This is a genomic window from Maribacter dokdonensis DSW-8 (assembly GCF_001447995.1).
Lineage (GTDB): Bacteria > Bacteroidota > Bacteroidia > Flavobacteriales > Flavobacteriaceae > Maribacter > Maribacter dokdonensis.
This window is the reverse complement of record NZ_LDPE01000010.1, coordinates 1-18,651: the sequence shown is the minus strand read 5'-3', so window position 1 is coordinate 18,651 and position 18,651 is coordinate 1. Positions and strand designations below refer to the sequence as shown.

At 36.3% G+C, this 18,651-nt stretch carries 2 protein-coding genes; both read right to left on the bottom strand.

From position 1 onward, the window contains the following. The coding region (locus tag I600_RS18610) for a malectin domain-containing carbohydrate-binding protein (RefSeq protein ID WP_157490940.1) at positions 1–17,761 on the bottom strand (17,761 nt) is incomplete at its 3' end. A gap of 527 nt (positions 17,762–18,288) precedes the next feature. Next, a complete protein-coding gene (locus I600_RS18605; RefSeq protein ID WP_157490939.1) occupies positions 18,289–18,534 on the bottom strand; it encodes a T9SS type A sorting domain-containing protein in 246 nt (81 codons plus the stop codon). Positions 18,535–18,651: the final 117 nt, after the last annotated feature.

Genomic DNA, 18,651 nt, shown 5'->3' with positions numbered 1-18,651 from the left:
ATTCATTTCCAGAACTGTCTTTAACATTATAAGTTACCACATAAGTACCTTCAACCTCAGTAGTAACTATATCACCGCCTATAATAACTAACTCGCTGATGTCACCATCAATATTATCAATTGCTAACACTCCCAGTTCAACATACTCATCACCTATGTTCAATTCCAAATAAGACTCACCGTTTAAAGTAATCACAGGATTTTGATTATCTATATCTTCATTAGACAATATTTCTATAGCTGATAATTTTGGTTGATTAATGCCATCGACTCCTTCTGCTTCTAATACTAAATTCAACATTCCATCAGATATAGTTACATCAAAAGTTTTTATTACTTCATTTTGAGCACCAACATCTGAATTAATATCATAATCATCAAGTATCGTATTACCTTCTAATGTTACATCAAAAATACGTTTGTTTTCTCCATCTGGACCTCCACCATTTGCTCCCCAATAAATTTCAGCGAAATGAAGCATCACTTTATAATCTCCATTTCCTAATGGAATATCATATCCAAAAGCAGGAGGGTCAGCACTACGCTCTGTTTGATACAATGTCGAAACGGTAGCTTGAGTATTTTCATATATTTTACCTCCTACAAAATAATTATCAGATATAAATAATTCGCCATTGTGCATTAACTCTGAACCACCAGCGTTAATACGCAGAGCATAACTATAATGCAATTCTTCTGGTAATACGGTTAAAGAAACTTCATCAAAATCAACATTACCCATATTGTCAGTAACAGTCAATCTATATATATACATACCCTCAACTAAATTGCCTACGGATAACGTCGAAGAATTTACGCCATTTAATGATTCGCCATTTGGACCACTTTCCTTAGTCCAAACATATGAAGTAATCGTACCATCGGAATCTGTTCCCGAACCTACTAGCTCAATATTATTGGTTGGCAACGTAATGGTCTTATCTTCACCAGCATCTGCAATAGGAAGCTCATTAGCAACTCCTAAACCAACTACTTCAATAGCCGATAACTTTGGCTGATTGATCCCGTCACCACCTGACGCATCAAAAACTAAATTTAAGATACCATCTGACATCGTTACATCAAAAGTTTTGGTTACCGCTGTTTGAGAACCTACATCAGCGTAAATATCATAATCGTCTAGTATGGTATTTCCTTCCATTGTAACATCGAATATACGCTGACTAACACCTGCAGCACCGCCTCCGTTTGCTCCCCAATAAATCTCAGCAAAATGAAGTATAATTCTATACTCACCATCTGCCAATGGAATATCATATCCAAAGGTTGGTGGAGAAGCACTACGCTCTGTTTGATACAAAGTAGCTACAGTTGCACTGGTATTTTCATACACCTTACCGCCAACAAAATTCTGATCCGAAGCAAAAACATCACCGTTATGCGTTAACTCGGGTCCACCTGCATTAATACGTAACGCAAAATCGTTAACAACTTCGTCCTTAGCTTCTACGTCTATCGTAAAAGAATCCATAAGGTTACCAGCATCTGTTACTTTCAAAGTAACTGTATATATACCGGCAAACTCATAAGTGTGTTGGGTTATTTGATTTGTTGAAACTGGAGAACCATCTCCAAAATTCCATTCATATATCAATCCACTTTCTGCATCATTTGAGGCACTACCATCAAAATTAAATTGAAGTGAATTCACCCCTCCTATTGGTGTAATTGATGCAACAGCATTCGGAGCTGTATTTCCAACACCTGTAACCGTAATAGTTATATAATCAGTATGCGACAAACTTAGATTATCAGTAACAGTTAAACTAGCTTGATAAACTCCCACTGTATTGTAGGTATAATTTGTAACAGCATCTGTTGATGTTCCACTTCCATCACCAAAATCCCATAGATATGACACGATATTGTTGTTATCGTCGAATGACCCACTTCCATCAAAATCAACGTAAAGTGCAGCGGCGCCTTCAATGGTATTTGTTGTAATTACGGCCACAGGTGCTTGATTCGCTTCATTAATGCTAATTGAAACGTTTGCAATTGCCTGTAGTCCTGTTTCATCTTCAACATTATAACTAAAAGAATCGGAACCTACATAATCTAAAGCTGGTGTATATAACACTTCTGTACCCGCTTCATTTAACTCTGCTAATCCATTTAAAGGACTTTCAACTGACACAATTGTAATTAGATGATCATTTGGATCAGAATCATTATCCAACAATGCCAAGTTGATAGCAACATTTTGCTCTGTTACGTAACTATCATCATTTGCAACTGGTGGTTCACTTATGCTAATTTCAAAACTAGTTGAAGCAGTAAGTCCGTTAGCATCTTCTGCAGTTAAAACTATAGAATAACTTCCCGTTGTTCCTACTGGTGGTGTTCCTTCGAAAAGACCTGTAGTAGAATCAAAATTTATCCAAGATGGTAGTACTTCACCATTTGCAGTAGCAGTTATTTCCAAAGTATTTCCAGGATACCCTTTATCAAAATATTCATTAGTATCTAATGAAAACAATTCATTAATTGCAACTAATAAATCATCTATAGGTTGTGCTGTTGGCACCGCTTCAGGTCTAATATTAATAAAATAGAATGTATTATCATTCCAATCACAGTTAGCAGAACCTGCTCCACAACCTCCTTGTACAAAATCTTGTAAAACTATATATTCATTAGGAATCACATCGCCATTATGGTCTATAACTTTGTACACTCTTGCTCCTAATAAGTCCGGTCTATTGCCATTAATATTATTGCCTCCACTTGTTAAATAATTGGAAATTGCAATTCTAAATGGTCCGCTTATAGAAGTAGCAGTATCAAAATTAATTCCATCACCCTTTCTAGGTAGTAATGTTTGATAATAGGTACCATCATGACTAAAGTTAATTCCTCCAACAGTACCTGTTCCATCAACCTCTACAAACTTTGCTCCATTTGAACTTGGACCACCATGTAATGCAGAAATCTGTATTCCAATAACCGGTTTACTTGGATCTGCCTGAACAAATGTTGAAGACAAAATTAAATCTCCCTCATATCCTGCATCAATGTTTTCAGCTATAGGATAATTTGAACTAGGTCTGTATGGTAAAGCATTTGGAGGTGTTATTGTACCTTCATCATTTACTACACTTAACATACTGGATTCAAACCCAAATGCATCAAAAACTTCTTGTGCATTAATTTCATCACCACCTTCAGGTTGAGGCGAATATGCACCATGTAAAGTTGCTTTATTTTCTAAGGCATTATCTGCATTAGAAATAATCTCAATTGATTCTACAAAAATGCCATTACTAACAGTACTGGTTCCTCCAATAAAAGTTACATCTACATCGGCATAACTTCCAGTCTCAATAGTTAAAGGTAAAGTAGCTATTCCACCAGTACTATCTAATAATTCATAAGAATAATCATTAGCGTCAGAAATGTTTATTGCAGTCACTACTAATGGACCAGTACCTGAATTATTCAATCGCATTACATTTGAATCATGGACTTCGGCCTGTCCTGGATTGCCTAATCTATGAAAAGTATAATAATCATCTGCTGGAAAACCTCTATCCGTACCAGGAATTTTAGTCATATTTTCTAAGGCTAACAAAGCACCAGATGGAGTTTCAATGGTAAACTCAAATGTTTCTTCAGCGATGTTTCCATTTTCATCTTCTGCAGTAACTACTAAAACGTGATTACCGACGTCTTCTACATTAATTGGTACGCTATATGCTTCTAAGGCATTGTCATCTAACATATATTCTAATCGAACAATATTACCACTTTCACTTTCATCAATAGCACTTAATTCTATAGATACTGCTCCCCTATAAGTATTTTCATCACTACTATTGCCATCGAAATCAGCTACAATTGTTGGCAATAATAAAGAAGTATCTATAGGTGCTAAACGAATATAATTAGGTTTAGCATTGGCACCACCCGCACCTAATGACAATCGGAGCAGGCCATCAGTAACCTCGACCATATTTGTTTGTTCAAAATTGCCATAATCATCAGGTGCCGTACTTTCTTGATTATAATCTATAATTGTAACACCGTTAACATCTAAAACATGATTACTATCTGAAAAATCTGGATCTCCAACACTAATATTTACGGAATAAGACCCATTAGGCACATTTACAACCCAGTCCCTTTGTGGGTAGTTGGTTGCATTGTTATGACCAATAATTGTGAACGTACTCAACAGTGCATCACCCTCTCTATTTCTACCATTAACTGCTGCATTTGCAGGGGTTAATGTACCAGGTTCTACCCAACCAAAAGTTAAATCTCCTAAAGAAGTATCCTGAACACCATAAGGCACCCCTAAATCATCAATATATCCTTGTGGAGAAACCGCAATATCATCAGCATCTTGAAAATTAAATTGATATACATACACCAATTCATTTGTAACGGATAAATTAACATCTATAGTTGCATCTTGATAATTAGATGCAGTAGCCGTAATTGTTGCTTGATAAGATCCTATTGACAGCCCTGTTATGTCAACACCAATTTCGAACGAAGAATTGATTTCAAAACTTGTTGGCAACACAACCCAATCTTCAGACGAAGTCAGATTAATTTCACTAGAAGTTACGCCTCCATTACCTGAAAGCACCAATTCTTGTGTTGGAATTTCTTCTTGATTTATAGAAGCTACATAACTTAGTTCACTCTTATTAAAATCTAAAACTAAAGTTCCATCTTCATAAGGAATTACATTATCAATAATAAACATGTAATCTTGATAATCACCATTTGATGCATCTTCAAATGCTATTAAATAGCTATTTTCAATTGGATTTCCATCCCGATCTGCCATGGGGTAGATTCTAGTTCTATGTACAACACCTGTAGGTTGTATTGCATTTAACCCATCTTCAGAATAATTTATTCTACCAAAAGAATTGGAATCAACATAGAATCCGAATACTGCACCCAATGGATCAAACACATTATTCCCAGAAACTATAGGGGGAAATAAGGTCTGCGCGTTTTCAATTTCACCTTCTAACACACCAACTTCATTAAGTGCAACTACGCCTTCTGTATTAGTATACCAACCGAACGGAAGTTCTTCTGCTGGCGAATAGCGACCAACCGGAGTAACATTTACAGGTGCGTCTGAAGCTTTTATCCATAATTCCACTTCTGATTCATCTCCACTTGGAGCCGGATTAGTCCCATTGGCTAATGAGGTCCATCCTACATCTACTCCAATTCCTAAAGCATCCACAACATCCTGTAAAGCTGGTTCTTCACCACCTTCAAATCCTGCCTTTTTCAAAGCGTGCAAACCAACTTCGAAACTTGGATTTACTTCATCATCACTAGTTAACACTAAACTTGCTTCTTGATATCCAAGATTAGAACCGTTTAAGTCAGGTGCATATGTAATAGAATAAACCTGAGATTCACTAGGTGCAAGAGAAATTACACCTGTTGGAGTAACTGATTCGAACTGATCAGCATATTCTCCAGTAATAGTTGCACCAGAAATATTTAAAGCAGCAGTACCTTCATTAGTTACGGAAACAGTTTTTGTGTTTGAATTTTCACCTTCATTGTTAACTGTAATTTCAAAAATCAATTCATCTGGTGTAGCTGCAATTTCAGGACCTACTGTTGCAGGTACCGTTGCACGTAATAGTGTTAATTTAGGTGTACCATTATTATCTCTGTCGTATTCAGATATATAGATATTACCAGTTCTTGGATCTTCAATTACATCTAATGGATCATCAAATCCACCCAATCCAGGCACATCTCCATTAACATTTCCAATATCGCCATTAGACTTTGGCTGCATTACTAAGATATCATCTTGACCGCTAAAACGCACTACCATCAATAGTCCTTGAAGTCTACCTCCAAAGGCATTACTTTGATATTCTATCGCTCCATTTGGAGATTTATTTTTACCAAAATCAAATGCTGGCTCCCTATAATTTGGATCTGGACCTAAATCATTAGGGTACTTTGCAACATCTGTATAAGATGCTTCTTCTTGACCTGGTAATCCGCTATATGGAGCTCCACCATGATTTAATACAAATTCACCTCTATATGGATTTGGATGACCATGATATGACCCCCCTTGAGTTTTAAACAACCAATCTTTTTGAGTTTCACCACCCGTTAATAAAGGCACATCAGGAATGGTAGTTAATCCATCTATTCTTCTTGCTAATGGATAGTCATCCGTAGAAGGAGAATTCGGAGAATTGTTATTGTTCCCTGCTGTACCATTTGTAGGAATGTACAACCAACCATTTGAGTGCCATACCAAATCATAAGCATTTCGTACTCCAGTTGCAAATATTGTTAAAGGCGCATTTGTTGCAAATGGATTATAAGAACCATCACTCATGGTTAAACTACCTGAAGTAGCACTATTTATAACACTAATATTATCAGTAGTATAGGCGCTTAATGGTAAATCTGATGGTAATTTATCCAATTCTACCTTTAATATTGCTCCGGCCAATAATCTTTCCGGTCTATTTACCCAATTTGGATCAGGATCACCACCAGCTGTATTACTTCCTTGACTAATAAACATATCACCTTGCAAGTCAAATTCTATACTATTGGTTAAATGATCTTTACCAGAACGTGGTAAATGAATGATTAAATCTTCAACCGTTGAAAGTGTTGGACCAGAAAGCTTACTTAAAATACCATCCCATTCTGGACCATTAGTAACCGAGGCAGTACTATGTGTTACATAGGCAATTAGATTTTCTGCAGTTGAAGCAGGATCAAATGCCAGTCCAATAATTAACCTGTCGTTATTAGCTCTAGCCCCATCCTCCGGATGCACTGCTCCTTGCAATTCTGGACTAAGTATTTCTAGATTTTCCAAAGTACCATCAATTGCCATATCCCAACGATAAATTTTACCATCAGAATTAAAGTTGCCAATAGTACTCGCGTAAAGTTTGCCATCTGGCCCGATTACCAAACTTGAAAAACGTTGATTTGATGTACCATCTCCTAATGCTATACCACCAGGTACTTTTGTAAATTCTACTCCAGTCAAATCTAATTCAGCAACCGTATCTTCATCACCGGTCGTGAATTGAGATTCAAACTCAGCAAATGCCAAACGATTCGAAGTATCACCTACTAGATTAGCTTCAATATCACTTGTAAGTCTAAAAACGTAATTGGTAAACGGTTTCAAAGGGCTTAATGGAGTTAATGTAATTGCATCTCCACCACCTGTGTCATTTGAATTTGAAGGTACAAGTACTTCACCACCTGTGGTAACTTCGTAAAGGTTTACATTTCCTGCGTAGGTAGTTTTATCAAGTTCATAGCCTACTGGAGTAACAACTTCTACATTTATTTGAAAGTCCGTTATTGCAACATTTACGGCATTATGACTTGGTGTTACATTTGTGAAAAACGGCTCCGAAATTTCACCTCCTTCTAATATTGTTAGGGAGTTAATTTTTGTATTATGACCTCCTGAGGCATCTATTGTTAATCTACCATCAGAAACTGTTACAGTTGTAGTACCGGAAGTAAACCTAGTGGCAGAACCTACAGTTCCTGTCGGGGTATATCCATCTATAATATTTATACCTTCTACATTAATTGTGTGATTTGGAATGTCATTAGAATTTGAATCCACACTTGGATCTCCTACCCCTACCGAAACAGTATAATTACCATTTGGAACAGCCATTTCCCAAATACCTTCCGTAAGTACTCCATTTGTTCCTGCTCCATTATTTACATCGCCATATTGCATATGTATTAATGTATTTTGAAGAACATCAACACTTCCAACTTCTCTATTTCTAGCGTTTTCAGATAAATCTAAAGCAGTTTGCCCATTTGTTGTTAACCATCCATATGAATAAGAATTACCTCTATCTGCAAAACCTAATCCTGAATCAACTAAATAACCTGTAGGAGGAACATCCTCTGGTAATGAAAAATTAATACTTACAGGTTGAAATGTTACTTGGTTTTCTGGTGTAATTGCAAAATCTTCAAAGACATATACAACATCCGCAACCAATTCTCTTCGTTTGGTAGCATATACACCGGCAAAACTCTGATTACTATAATCTGCATTACCGCTTAAATAAACAGAAGGTAATGGCAATGAACCAACAAGTATTTCTGTTCCATTGTTTAAGGTATAATAAGCCGTTAGCAAATTATTTTCGACATCAACAAATAGTCGTAAGTTAACATTACTTGAATGTAAACCTGTTACATTTGTAGCTCCAATTTTTGATGCATCCCCTGAAACTCCAGCGACTTCAGATCTTAATTCTACCTGTCCGCCATTAGAAACATTTAATTTAACAAAGTTATCTTCATCCAAACCAAACCATAAACCGCCTTGTTCAGAATCGTTACTTCCATCTGAATACGGATTTATTAATGTGGTCTTAATACTAAAATCACCAATAGTGTTAGCGTTAAATGCTACGCCCAAAGTATTTATTTGAGAGTTAACATCTGTACTTGTTCCTGAACCAGTACCATTAATTATATATGCTATACCATTGCTTGCATTAATATTTAAGTTTCCACTTGTCACACTAATTTTTGATGGTTCATAACCGGGAACATTTGGATTAGAAATGCTTCCATCTGCTGCTATTCTTGCAGATGGATTATCTACCATTGTAAATCCAGTATTGCTCAGACCACCTTCTGTACCGTCAAAATCTAATGCAAATGGCAGAGATACTGCTAATTCACTACATTCCAACGTACTTATTGGAGCGCATGCCTCAACTGGCGTATCATCAAAAGGTTGAATATTTCTAGCAATTACAACAATATCTTGGTAATCATACCCAGAAACATGTTCTTCTGTAGCAATTATATAGGCATTTTCTTCACCTGGAAGCTCATAAATTCTAACATGGTGAGGAATTGCACCACTAAAAGTATTTAGGATATCTTCACTAAACAATTGTCTATTACTAAAGTATGGCCATCTACTAACAAATCCGAAACTTTCAATTCCTGGGTCAAAACTTAATGAGCCATTTACAATAGGGTTCAAGGTTTGACCATTATTCGTAGTCGTATTTTCTATATTAAATATTTCAGTAACACTATTTACATCTCCAGATTCATACCATCCAAATGCTACAATAGGATTATTCGCTTCCGGACCATATACACTTAATACCTCTAAGGTTACCGGTGCATCCGATGCTCTTTCAAATTTTTGAATAGCAACTTCATCTCCTAGAATGTCATTATAAGATGCCCCACTTTCTAAATCAATTAAATTAGTAGACGTATCAGTATCTCCAACGTTAACTACACCATCACCTAATTGTGTATTTAATATCCATTGCAATGATGGTTCACTAGCTCCACCTGTTCCTGCTTTGCCCAGACCACTTAATGAAATAATTACAGGCTCAGCATCGGTACCGGAAATTGTTAACTCAGCAAACTTAGGACCATTTGATGTAGGATCAAATATGATATCAAATGAACCTGAATTTTGAGCAGCTATACTTGAAGGCAACCCAGAAAAACTAAACTGATTTGCATCATCTCCAGTAATTTGAGCAGTTATATTGTTTAATGTTGCATTTCCTAAATTAGACAATGTAATCTCTTCGGAATAAGAATTGGTTCCACTGCTAACAGCATCACCAGAAAAATCTTCATTACTAACAACTATTACCGCTTTTGGTGTTGATTGATTACTAGGTTTAAGTAAAATTATATTACTACTTCCATAATCAGAAACATAAATATTTCCTGTGTTAACATCTTCAATAAGATCTAAAGGATCGTTAAAGCCAGTAAAACCAGGAATTCCAACTTTAAATGTAGAAATATCGCCATTCGGTCCGTCGGGAACTAAAGCTATAATATCATTACCCCCACTATATCTAACCACTAAAATAGCTCCTTGTAGGTTTCCATTTTCTGCATTACTACGGTATTCTATAACTCCATTTGGAGATTTATTTAATTCGAAATCAAAAGCGTCACCCCTATAATTAACATCAGCTGAAACTCCATTATATACAGCATTATTTATATCGGCATCACCTCTGTTCAATACGAATTCTCCACGTAACGGATTCGGATGTCCATAAAAGCCAATAGTACTATTTGGATCTATTCTAAAAAGCCAGTCACGCTGAACATTATTTCCATTTGAAGCTGGAATAATCGGATAAAGAGGATTTGAATGGTCGTAAAAAGAACCATCCGGTCTTCTGGTTCCATCAATTGATGCTGGAGCATTACTCCCTCCAGCTGTACCATTAGTAGGCACATATAATTGACCATTTGAATGCCAAACTAAATCATATGCATTGCGTATACCAGTTGCAAAAAGCGTTAAAGGAGCATTTATATAATATGGATTATAAGTACCGTCATCTGCGTATGTTTGTCCGTCCTCAGTATATGTTGAAACTGTAGAAACTAAAGTTGGCGAACCTGTATTTACACTATTAATAGCCGCAGGATCCATTGTGGTTTTAGCATTTAAAGGCCATTGACTTTTAGGAAGCTTATCTAAATCTAGTCTTAAAGCAGAAGCTGACAATAACCTTTCTTTACGATTACCCCATGCATTATCTGGAGCCCCAGCAGCACTATTACTACCCTGGTTGAAATAAAGAACATTTGGTTCATCTGATTTAAAGGCAATACTATTTGTTAAATGATCCTTTTTAGATCTTGGTAAATTTGTAACTATTAAATCTTCATTCTCTAAATTAACACCTGTAAGTCGTGAAATCTTACCATCCCAAGATGGAGCATTATTTAACGCACCGGATTGATGCGTGATATAAACGATAAGATTTGTGGCTGTTGCATCGGGGTCAAAAGCAAAACCGATTGCAGCTCTAGACCCATAACTTGACTTCCAAACATTTAAAACTTGTTCATTAGCAAGTGTACCGTCAGCATTTAAGTCCCAACGATGAATATCGCCATCTATTTCAAGACCATATAATTTACCATCAGGACCAATAGTTAATGTTGCGTATTTTGCTCCAGAAGCAACTACACCTACATTTTCAAAAGATACATTGTCCAAATCGGTTGTTGGACCACCTCCACCACCTCCGGTTGTAAAACTAGAAGTGAAAAATGCAAAAGGCTCGCCAGTAACATCAAGCACTCCATCTATTTCTACAACATAAGTTGTATTCGATTCCAATGGCTGTGATGGAACAATACTAATAGCATCTCCTCCTCCAGTGCCATTCGCCGTAGAGGCAATTGGTGTTGTATTACCTTCCTTATAAATTTTAACTGTTGAATTATTGATCGAATTATTATCTACACCTGTATTTCCAATTTCATCAAAATTTGGCAAAAACAGATTATTTGCAGAAACACTTGCATTTACCGAAACTCCTGTAGCACCATCTGATGGCGTAATACCTAAAACTAATGGTGTTTGTTTTTCACGAACTTCTAAATTTATAGTAATTTCCGCATTTTCGTATCCTAATTCAGGGGCATCAATTGCAAAAACTCTAGTACTATATGTGCCCGCAGGAACATTTTCTTTTATACTAAAAGTAACCTCACCAACAGTAGTCTCAGAGGGTAACACTAACCATTCAAATGCATCTGGATCATCTGAAAATATTACTGTTGGATTTCCAGAGGTAGAAGACAGTAGTGTTGATTGAGAAGGTATTGTTGTACCTACATTACCAATAAAGTTAAGTTCAGAATCATCAAAAGCTAATTCTAAAGCAACTTCCTCTACTGCTATTTCAAAATCTTTAAATATCGCAGTTATTGATTGGTCTTCAGCAGCATTTCGGTGCGTAGTAAAAACACCTGCAAAATTTAATTCCTTTGCTGGGTTAGCAGAATCGAAAGTTGTTCCTTCAAAATAATTGGAAGGCACACTTAAAACATCACCTCCTGAATCTGAAACTAAAATTTCAGCGCCTCCATTAAAAGAATAGTAACCTTTAACCGTATTATTAATAGGATCTAACTCCATTCTAAGTGTAATTTCACCAGTATTGGATGCTATATTGCCCGTATTAATTTCTAAAAATGCAGTTTCGGAAGTTGTTTCATCCATATTTTCAACCTGCAATTGTACTTTTCTTGATGTATTACCAGTTTTAAGAATAGCCAATTTTAAATAGTGATCCTCATCTAAACCAAACCAAATACCCGCTTGTTGCGAATTATTGGTAGCACTAACGGAAAAATCGGGATTTTCTAAAGTTGAGCTAACACTAAAAACACCAGAAGGAACAACTAATCCTGCACCAAGTGCATTCATTTGAGAATTTGTATTATTACTTCTTGGCGCACCTACTGGTTGGTTATAAAATATACCTTTAGTACTTGTTATAGATAGACCGTTCGCATTTTGTGTAAGTAAACTTGGAGCATAGCCAGGCACATCTGAATGAGCTATATCATCATCAGCAGCTAAACGAGCACTTGGCTCTAAAACCATTGTTAAGCCTGTATCGGACATATTTCCATTAGCAACGGTAAAATCAAGTGCTAATGGTAATCCTACTTCAATTTCATCACAATCCAATGTACTTATTGGTGTACAGGGTATTGATTCTTCAGTCACTGTCACAGTCCATGCTTCACTTGTAATTCCATCTTCAGCCGTTACTGTGTATATAAATGGTGTACTAAAATCTTGTGACGTATTAGATAGTGGACTAATTGTTGCACCAGATGACAACTCAATTGTAGGTGTTAATGCTGTTAATGTAGTACCACTTACTACTTGAATTGCAATTGTATTGTTTAAATCATCGATCGTTGCTATACCGGTTTCTTCAGTAAAACTAAATGCTGTTATTTCAGTTGCCGTACTAACGTTTGCAGAATGAACACTAAAATCATCAAAACTTGCAGTAAATTGAGCACCGGCTCTATGGGTTGCATAAATACCTGCGAAACTCATGTTGTCTTGTAACCCTGTTTCATTAATGTCTCTACCAGTAAAATAATCAGCTGGAATTTGAATAGACCCAAGAGAAACACTACTACCAGAACCTATGGTATAAATTGCTTCAGCAGTTAATGCAACAGGATTTACAATTAATTCTAAGGTTACATCATTTCCGGAAACACCGACGTTATTATCTTGTACTTGTTGTGATGCATTCGAAAGCCCTGCCGATTCAACTCGAATTTCTACGTTATCGTTATTTACATTTAACTTAACAAAGTTATCTTCATCATACCCAAACCATATTCCCGCTTGAGCTGAACTTCCACCTGTTACTATATTTAGAATTGTAGCTTTAATGGAAATCGATTCATTTAAACCATCAAATCCAACTCCTAAAGTATTTATTTGATTATTGTTGTTATTGCTAGCAGGTGGATTTAAATAAGCGATTCCTCCTTGTGATTGAATTTCTAACACTCCTGAATTCAATGATAAAAGTGATGCCTCATACCCATTTATATTCGGATTGGTTACCGAAATATCTCCATCTCTTCGCGCTTCTGAATTTTCTAGCACCATTGTAAAACCAGTACCCTGATTAGAATTTTCAAGTATTGAATTTTCTACGGATGAAGAAAAATCTAAATTAAGCGGCAACGAAACTTCAATTTCTTCACAATCTAATGTACTAATTGGAGAACAATATTCTATATCTATTACTTCAGTAATATTTATAGTAATATCTGCAGAAACAGTATTTTCTCCGTCGCTAACCTCAACAGCTAAAACATATTGAGGGGTACTATCAAAATCTAATTCAACTAGCGAAGTTATTTCGCCAGTAGAATTATTAACATCGAAGGCATTACCAATATTTCCAGCAGTAATTGTATAATTAAGATTTGCCGAATCAGAGTCTGTGGCAACTACTGTACCAATAATACTGTTTATTGGGAGATCTTCAACCGCAGTAAATGTTTGCTCATTTATAACTGGAGCATTGTTTATTTCTTCAGTTACAACCGCTGTATAATCTGTTGCAATACGAACTGGACCTAAACTCGCATTATTGGTATTTGAAGAACTAATAAACAATCGTCCTATTTCAGGTGTACCCTGCACTGTATGTGTACCCGCTGCTGTCCAAACTGTTTCATTAATATTTAATTTTGGTTGGGTTGTCCACGAATATGTAATTGTATCAACACCATCCCATTCACCTTGAATAACAAATTGGAATACCTCGTCAGAATCAACTACCAAGTTACCGTTATCTGAACCAGCACCGGCCAATCCAATTCTAGCAATTAATCCTCCAGAACCATCGTTAGCAACTTGTTCTCGAATCCATTGGTCATCTCCAATTTCATCATCAATTCGCAGTGCAGTTCGAACTCTTGCATTCGCACTTGTCACCTTAAAATAAGTACCAAAGTAAAAAGGCTCATTGGCAACTAAAGTTACCGATGAATTATCTAAAGGAATATAATCGTGTGTTTGACCACCTAAAGAGAAGTCAAGTGAATTCGTTGTATTTGGTGTTAAACCCTCAGCGATTACTGGAATTACGGCCCCTGTTCCATTTTCTCTTAACCAATCGGAAGGCGCCACTACATGTAGATTACCTACTCCATAAGAATCAAAATCCTCAATTATTGCAAAACCAGTAGTTTCAGAAATATCAGTAACAGTGATGGCAATATCTTGCACTGCAGTTAATGATCCCGAATCTGTAAGTGACACTTGTATATTATATACATTATCTGCTCCAGCATCTGTTGGATTTTCAAAATCAGGACTTGTTATAAAACCTATAACACCCGTTACTTGATCAATTTCAAAAAGTGAATCATCTACCAATCCAGTTAAAGAATATACGAGACCTGGACCTTCCACATCATTATCGTCAGTAGCCTCAACATCTATTACAGCAGTTTGATTTTCTTCAACACTCACGGTGGCAGCACTTGTAATTGAAGGCGCAGTATTTGTTGATGCAGCTTCTGTAACTGTTACCTGCCAAACTTGTGTAGTAGTAACATCTTCAGCCGTAACGGTGTAATCTACAGCATTGGTAAAATCTTGTGCAACTCCACTTTCAGGACTTATTGTAGCATCATCAGAAATGGTAATCGTCGGTTCTAATCCAGTTACTAAGGTGCCATTAGAAACTTCAATTACAATTGTATGTGCAATTTCATCAATTGTAGCCTCAGCAGTTTGTTCGGCGAATGTAAAAGTAATAATATCGGTTTCCGAACTCGGTGCTTCTGTTACTGTTACGGTCCAAACTTGCTCCGATGCATCTTCGGCCGTCACAGTATAATTTATAGGGTTAGTGAAATCTTGTTCCACTCCACTTCCAGGGCTAATGGTAGCATCATCTGAAACCGCAATAGTCGGTACTAAATTGGCAAGCAAAGTACCATTACTTACTTCAATAGAAACTGTTTTTGCCGTGTCATCAATCGTTGCAGCACCTGTTTCATTCGCTAAGGCAAATGAGAGAATTTCATTTTCATCATTTAAAGCGACAGGTAAAATTTCTATTGCTTGTACAATTGCATTATTCGCTGAAGCCGTGAAATCTATATTAAGTTCGCCATCATTAACTACTACATCATAACTTTGTATGGCTAAAACTCCTTTTCCATAGGATGCAACAAGATCTAAATCACTTATTAGCGTATTACCTTCAATTTCGACATCAAATACTCGATTCCCCGCAGCATCATGAAAATTCTCAATCATATGAAGTGCCACTGTATATTCACCATTGGCAATAGGAAAATTATAACTGAAATCTGCTCCATATCTTCTTGGGTAATACAAATCCGTATCATTGTTTCCTACTAGCGTATATGAACTCGTAGATGCGGTAGTTGAAACTGTTTCTTCAAGAAAAACCGTATTTTCAACAACAAACAAATTACCATCCTTGGTATAATCTTGTCCTGCAACATTCATTCGATATGGAACTGAAACAGTTGGGACAACAATTGATTCCACTGTTATATCTGCATCTAATTCGGCAGGTTTAAAACCTTTTGCAGTTGCTATAATTTTATCATTTCTAGTATCGTTCTCCGCCAATGCAGAAGCATCAATAGTAAAATCAAATTGACCTAAAGTATTGGTTGTAGGTATTGCTAACCAATCATTTTCACCAGTAAGTGTTTTATCTACAACATTAATATTATCATTAATTACCAATCCTATATTTGTAGCTCCCGAACCGGAAAGTGTACTTGAAAAAGCTCCTGTTGCTCCAACTGTTATAGTCTCACTTATTGTGTTTGGTGAGAAAGAAAGTACGCCATTAACTGGAGTTCCGGTACTTTCTACTATATCAATATGTGTGATTTTAGAATTAAAACCACCCAAACCATTCATAGTGAGTAATCCATCATTTACTGCAACAATCATTGTCTCTATAACGGTTTGACCTGGTGTTGGAACAAAAGCAGGAATTATTGTGTACCCTTCCAAAGTAGCACTGTGACGACTATCAAGATTATTAGCATCTTTATCACCAAGACCTACCGTTACTTCATAAGTTCCATTTGGCACTTCGATTTCCCAAATTACTTCATTCCCTCTAGGTTGATTCAACCAAGATTGATTTCCTCCGCTATTAGAAAGAATATTATCACCCTGAAAATGTACTAATGTTCCTTGCAATTTTTCTTGGTCCGAAACACTACTGTAAGTACCAGTTATTCTATTTCTACCTGCTCCACCTGTAGCTCCAGAACCCCCATTATTTGACACTTCATTTGAAATATCAATCGGTGTTATACCGTCTGAAGCTAATTTCCATCCAAATTGGTAGTTACTCGAACCAACTGTAATACTTGCATTCCCGAATTCTTTACCATAATCGGATACGTATCCTGTTGGAGGCGTGGTGAATGAAGGGTTATTTTGAAAATTTATGTGAGCTTCAAAAGGTGTAACTTCTTCATTAACAACAAAATTATCATAAGAAACCACTAAAGAGCCTCCAGTTGAACTTCTCGTGCTTGTCATTATTCCAGCAAAAGATATTGCATTCGTGGCTACATTATTATCGTGATCTACTCCAACAAAGAAAGACTCTGGCACGTTTAAAGAATTACCAGGACCAACTACTTGGACTTCAGAAGCACCGTCTAAAGTGTAAAAACCAGTTACTGTATTTGTAACCGGGTCAATGGAAATCCTCAGGGTTATATTAGTAACCCCAATGGTGGGCACATTAACGGTATTTAGCTCCTCTATTGTCATGGTAGTACCAGAACCAGTTTCTCCCCCTACGTTTTGCTCTAATGCCAATTGAAACTTTTGAGCATTAGTGCCAGGCCTATCTACAGCAACTAATTTTATAAAATTATTTTCATTTAATCCAAACCAAATACCAGCTTGTTGTGACTTGTTATCCGGAGTTGTCGAATTAAAGTCTGGCTGCGCAAACGTTGCTTCTATATTTACCACATTGGTCCTAACAGTTAAACCAACACCTAAAGCATTCATTTGAGAATTTGTATTCCCACTACTAGAAGGTTGATTGTAATTTATTCCATTGGTGGCCATTACATTAAGTTGCCCCGATAACAACGACAAATTTCCACTTTTTAACCCAGGCACATTTGGATCTGCACCTATATCATCAGAAGTTAATCTGGAAGAAGGAGCATCTACCATTGTAAAACCAGTACTTAAAATACCTCCTTGATTTCCATTAAATTCCAAATTTAATGGCAATTCAACTTCTACTTGACTACAGTCTAGCGTACTTATATTGGAACAAGGTGCTTGACCAAAAGAAATAGCCGTATAGAATAATAAAAATAAGAGTAGGGTAATTTTTTTCATAGAATTTGCTTTTCTGTTTCTTTAATGACTGGTTAGATTGTAATTATTGACAAAAAAAACTTGGGCATAAGAAAAAGCCCTATGTCCAAGTTTTATAATAGTCGACAAAAATTTGCAATAATTGATATATACGACATAGTCGTAAATTCATTGAAGCGGAATCTAAAAATCATTAGTATAGGTTTGGTTAATTAAAAACCAAAGCACTGTTAGGTCAATTTATTAGCGTAAGTGGGGTACGTAATAAATACCTTTTTTGAAGGGGGAAATATTGACTTTAAAGTACAATATCTCAAAAAATATATCTGAAACAAGGATATATATTATACATTAAAATAGAGTCATTTAACGATTAAAGTATAATTTAATCGTTAAACGACTTATTATGAATAAGGTTTTTTAAAAGAAATGGTATTAATAATATTTTAAATAATGATTGTTATTGATCTAATTTCTATTTTAATAAATAAAAAAAGGAGACCTTGTCATGTCTCCTTTTTTATTGTTTTTAGGTTAGTCGATAAAACCTATTGCCGTTGGATCAACATTTTCTGTTGGAACCCAACACCTGCAGTATCCGTTGTTTTTACAAAATACACTCCCTCCGGCATATCCCTTACACTTATAGGTAAACCCCTATCGTCGATCGGCCCTCCTTTGATGGTCTGAACCAACCTACCCGTTACATCGAATATCCGAATGGTACCTACAGTGGTCGGGAAATCGAAACTTACCGATGTTTCATCAACGGCAGGGTTCGGGTAAACGACCATATCGTTGCCAGGGCTCTCACTCGTTTTGGAGGATATGGACGATACCGGAAGGTACTGTACCAGCGTCGCCTTCGTGGCGGTGGAACTGTCGTCCACATAACCCGAAACGCCACCACG

Coding starts and splice junctions, on each gene's coding strand:
- I600_RS18605 (WP_157490939.1), bottom strand. CDS start 18,534: ATGGTCGTTTACCCGAACCCTGCCGTTGATGAAACATCGGTAAGTTTC.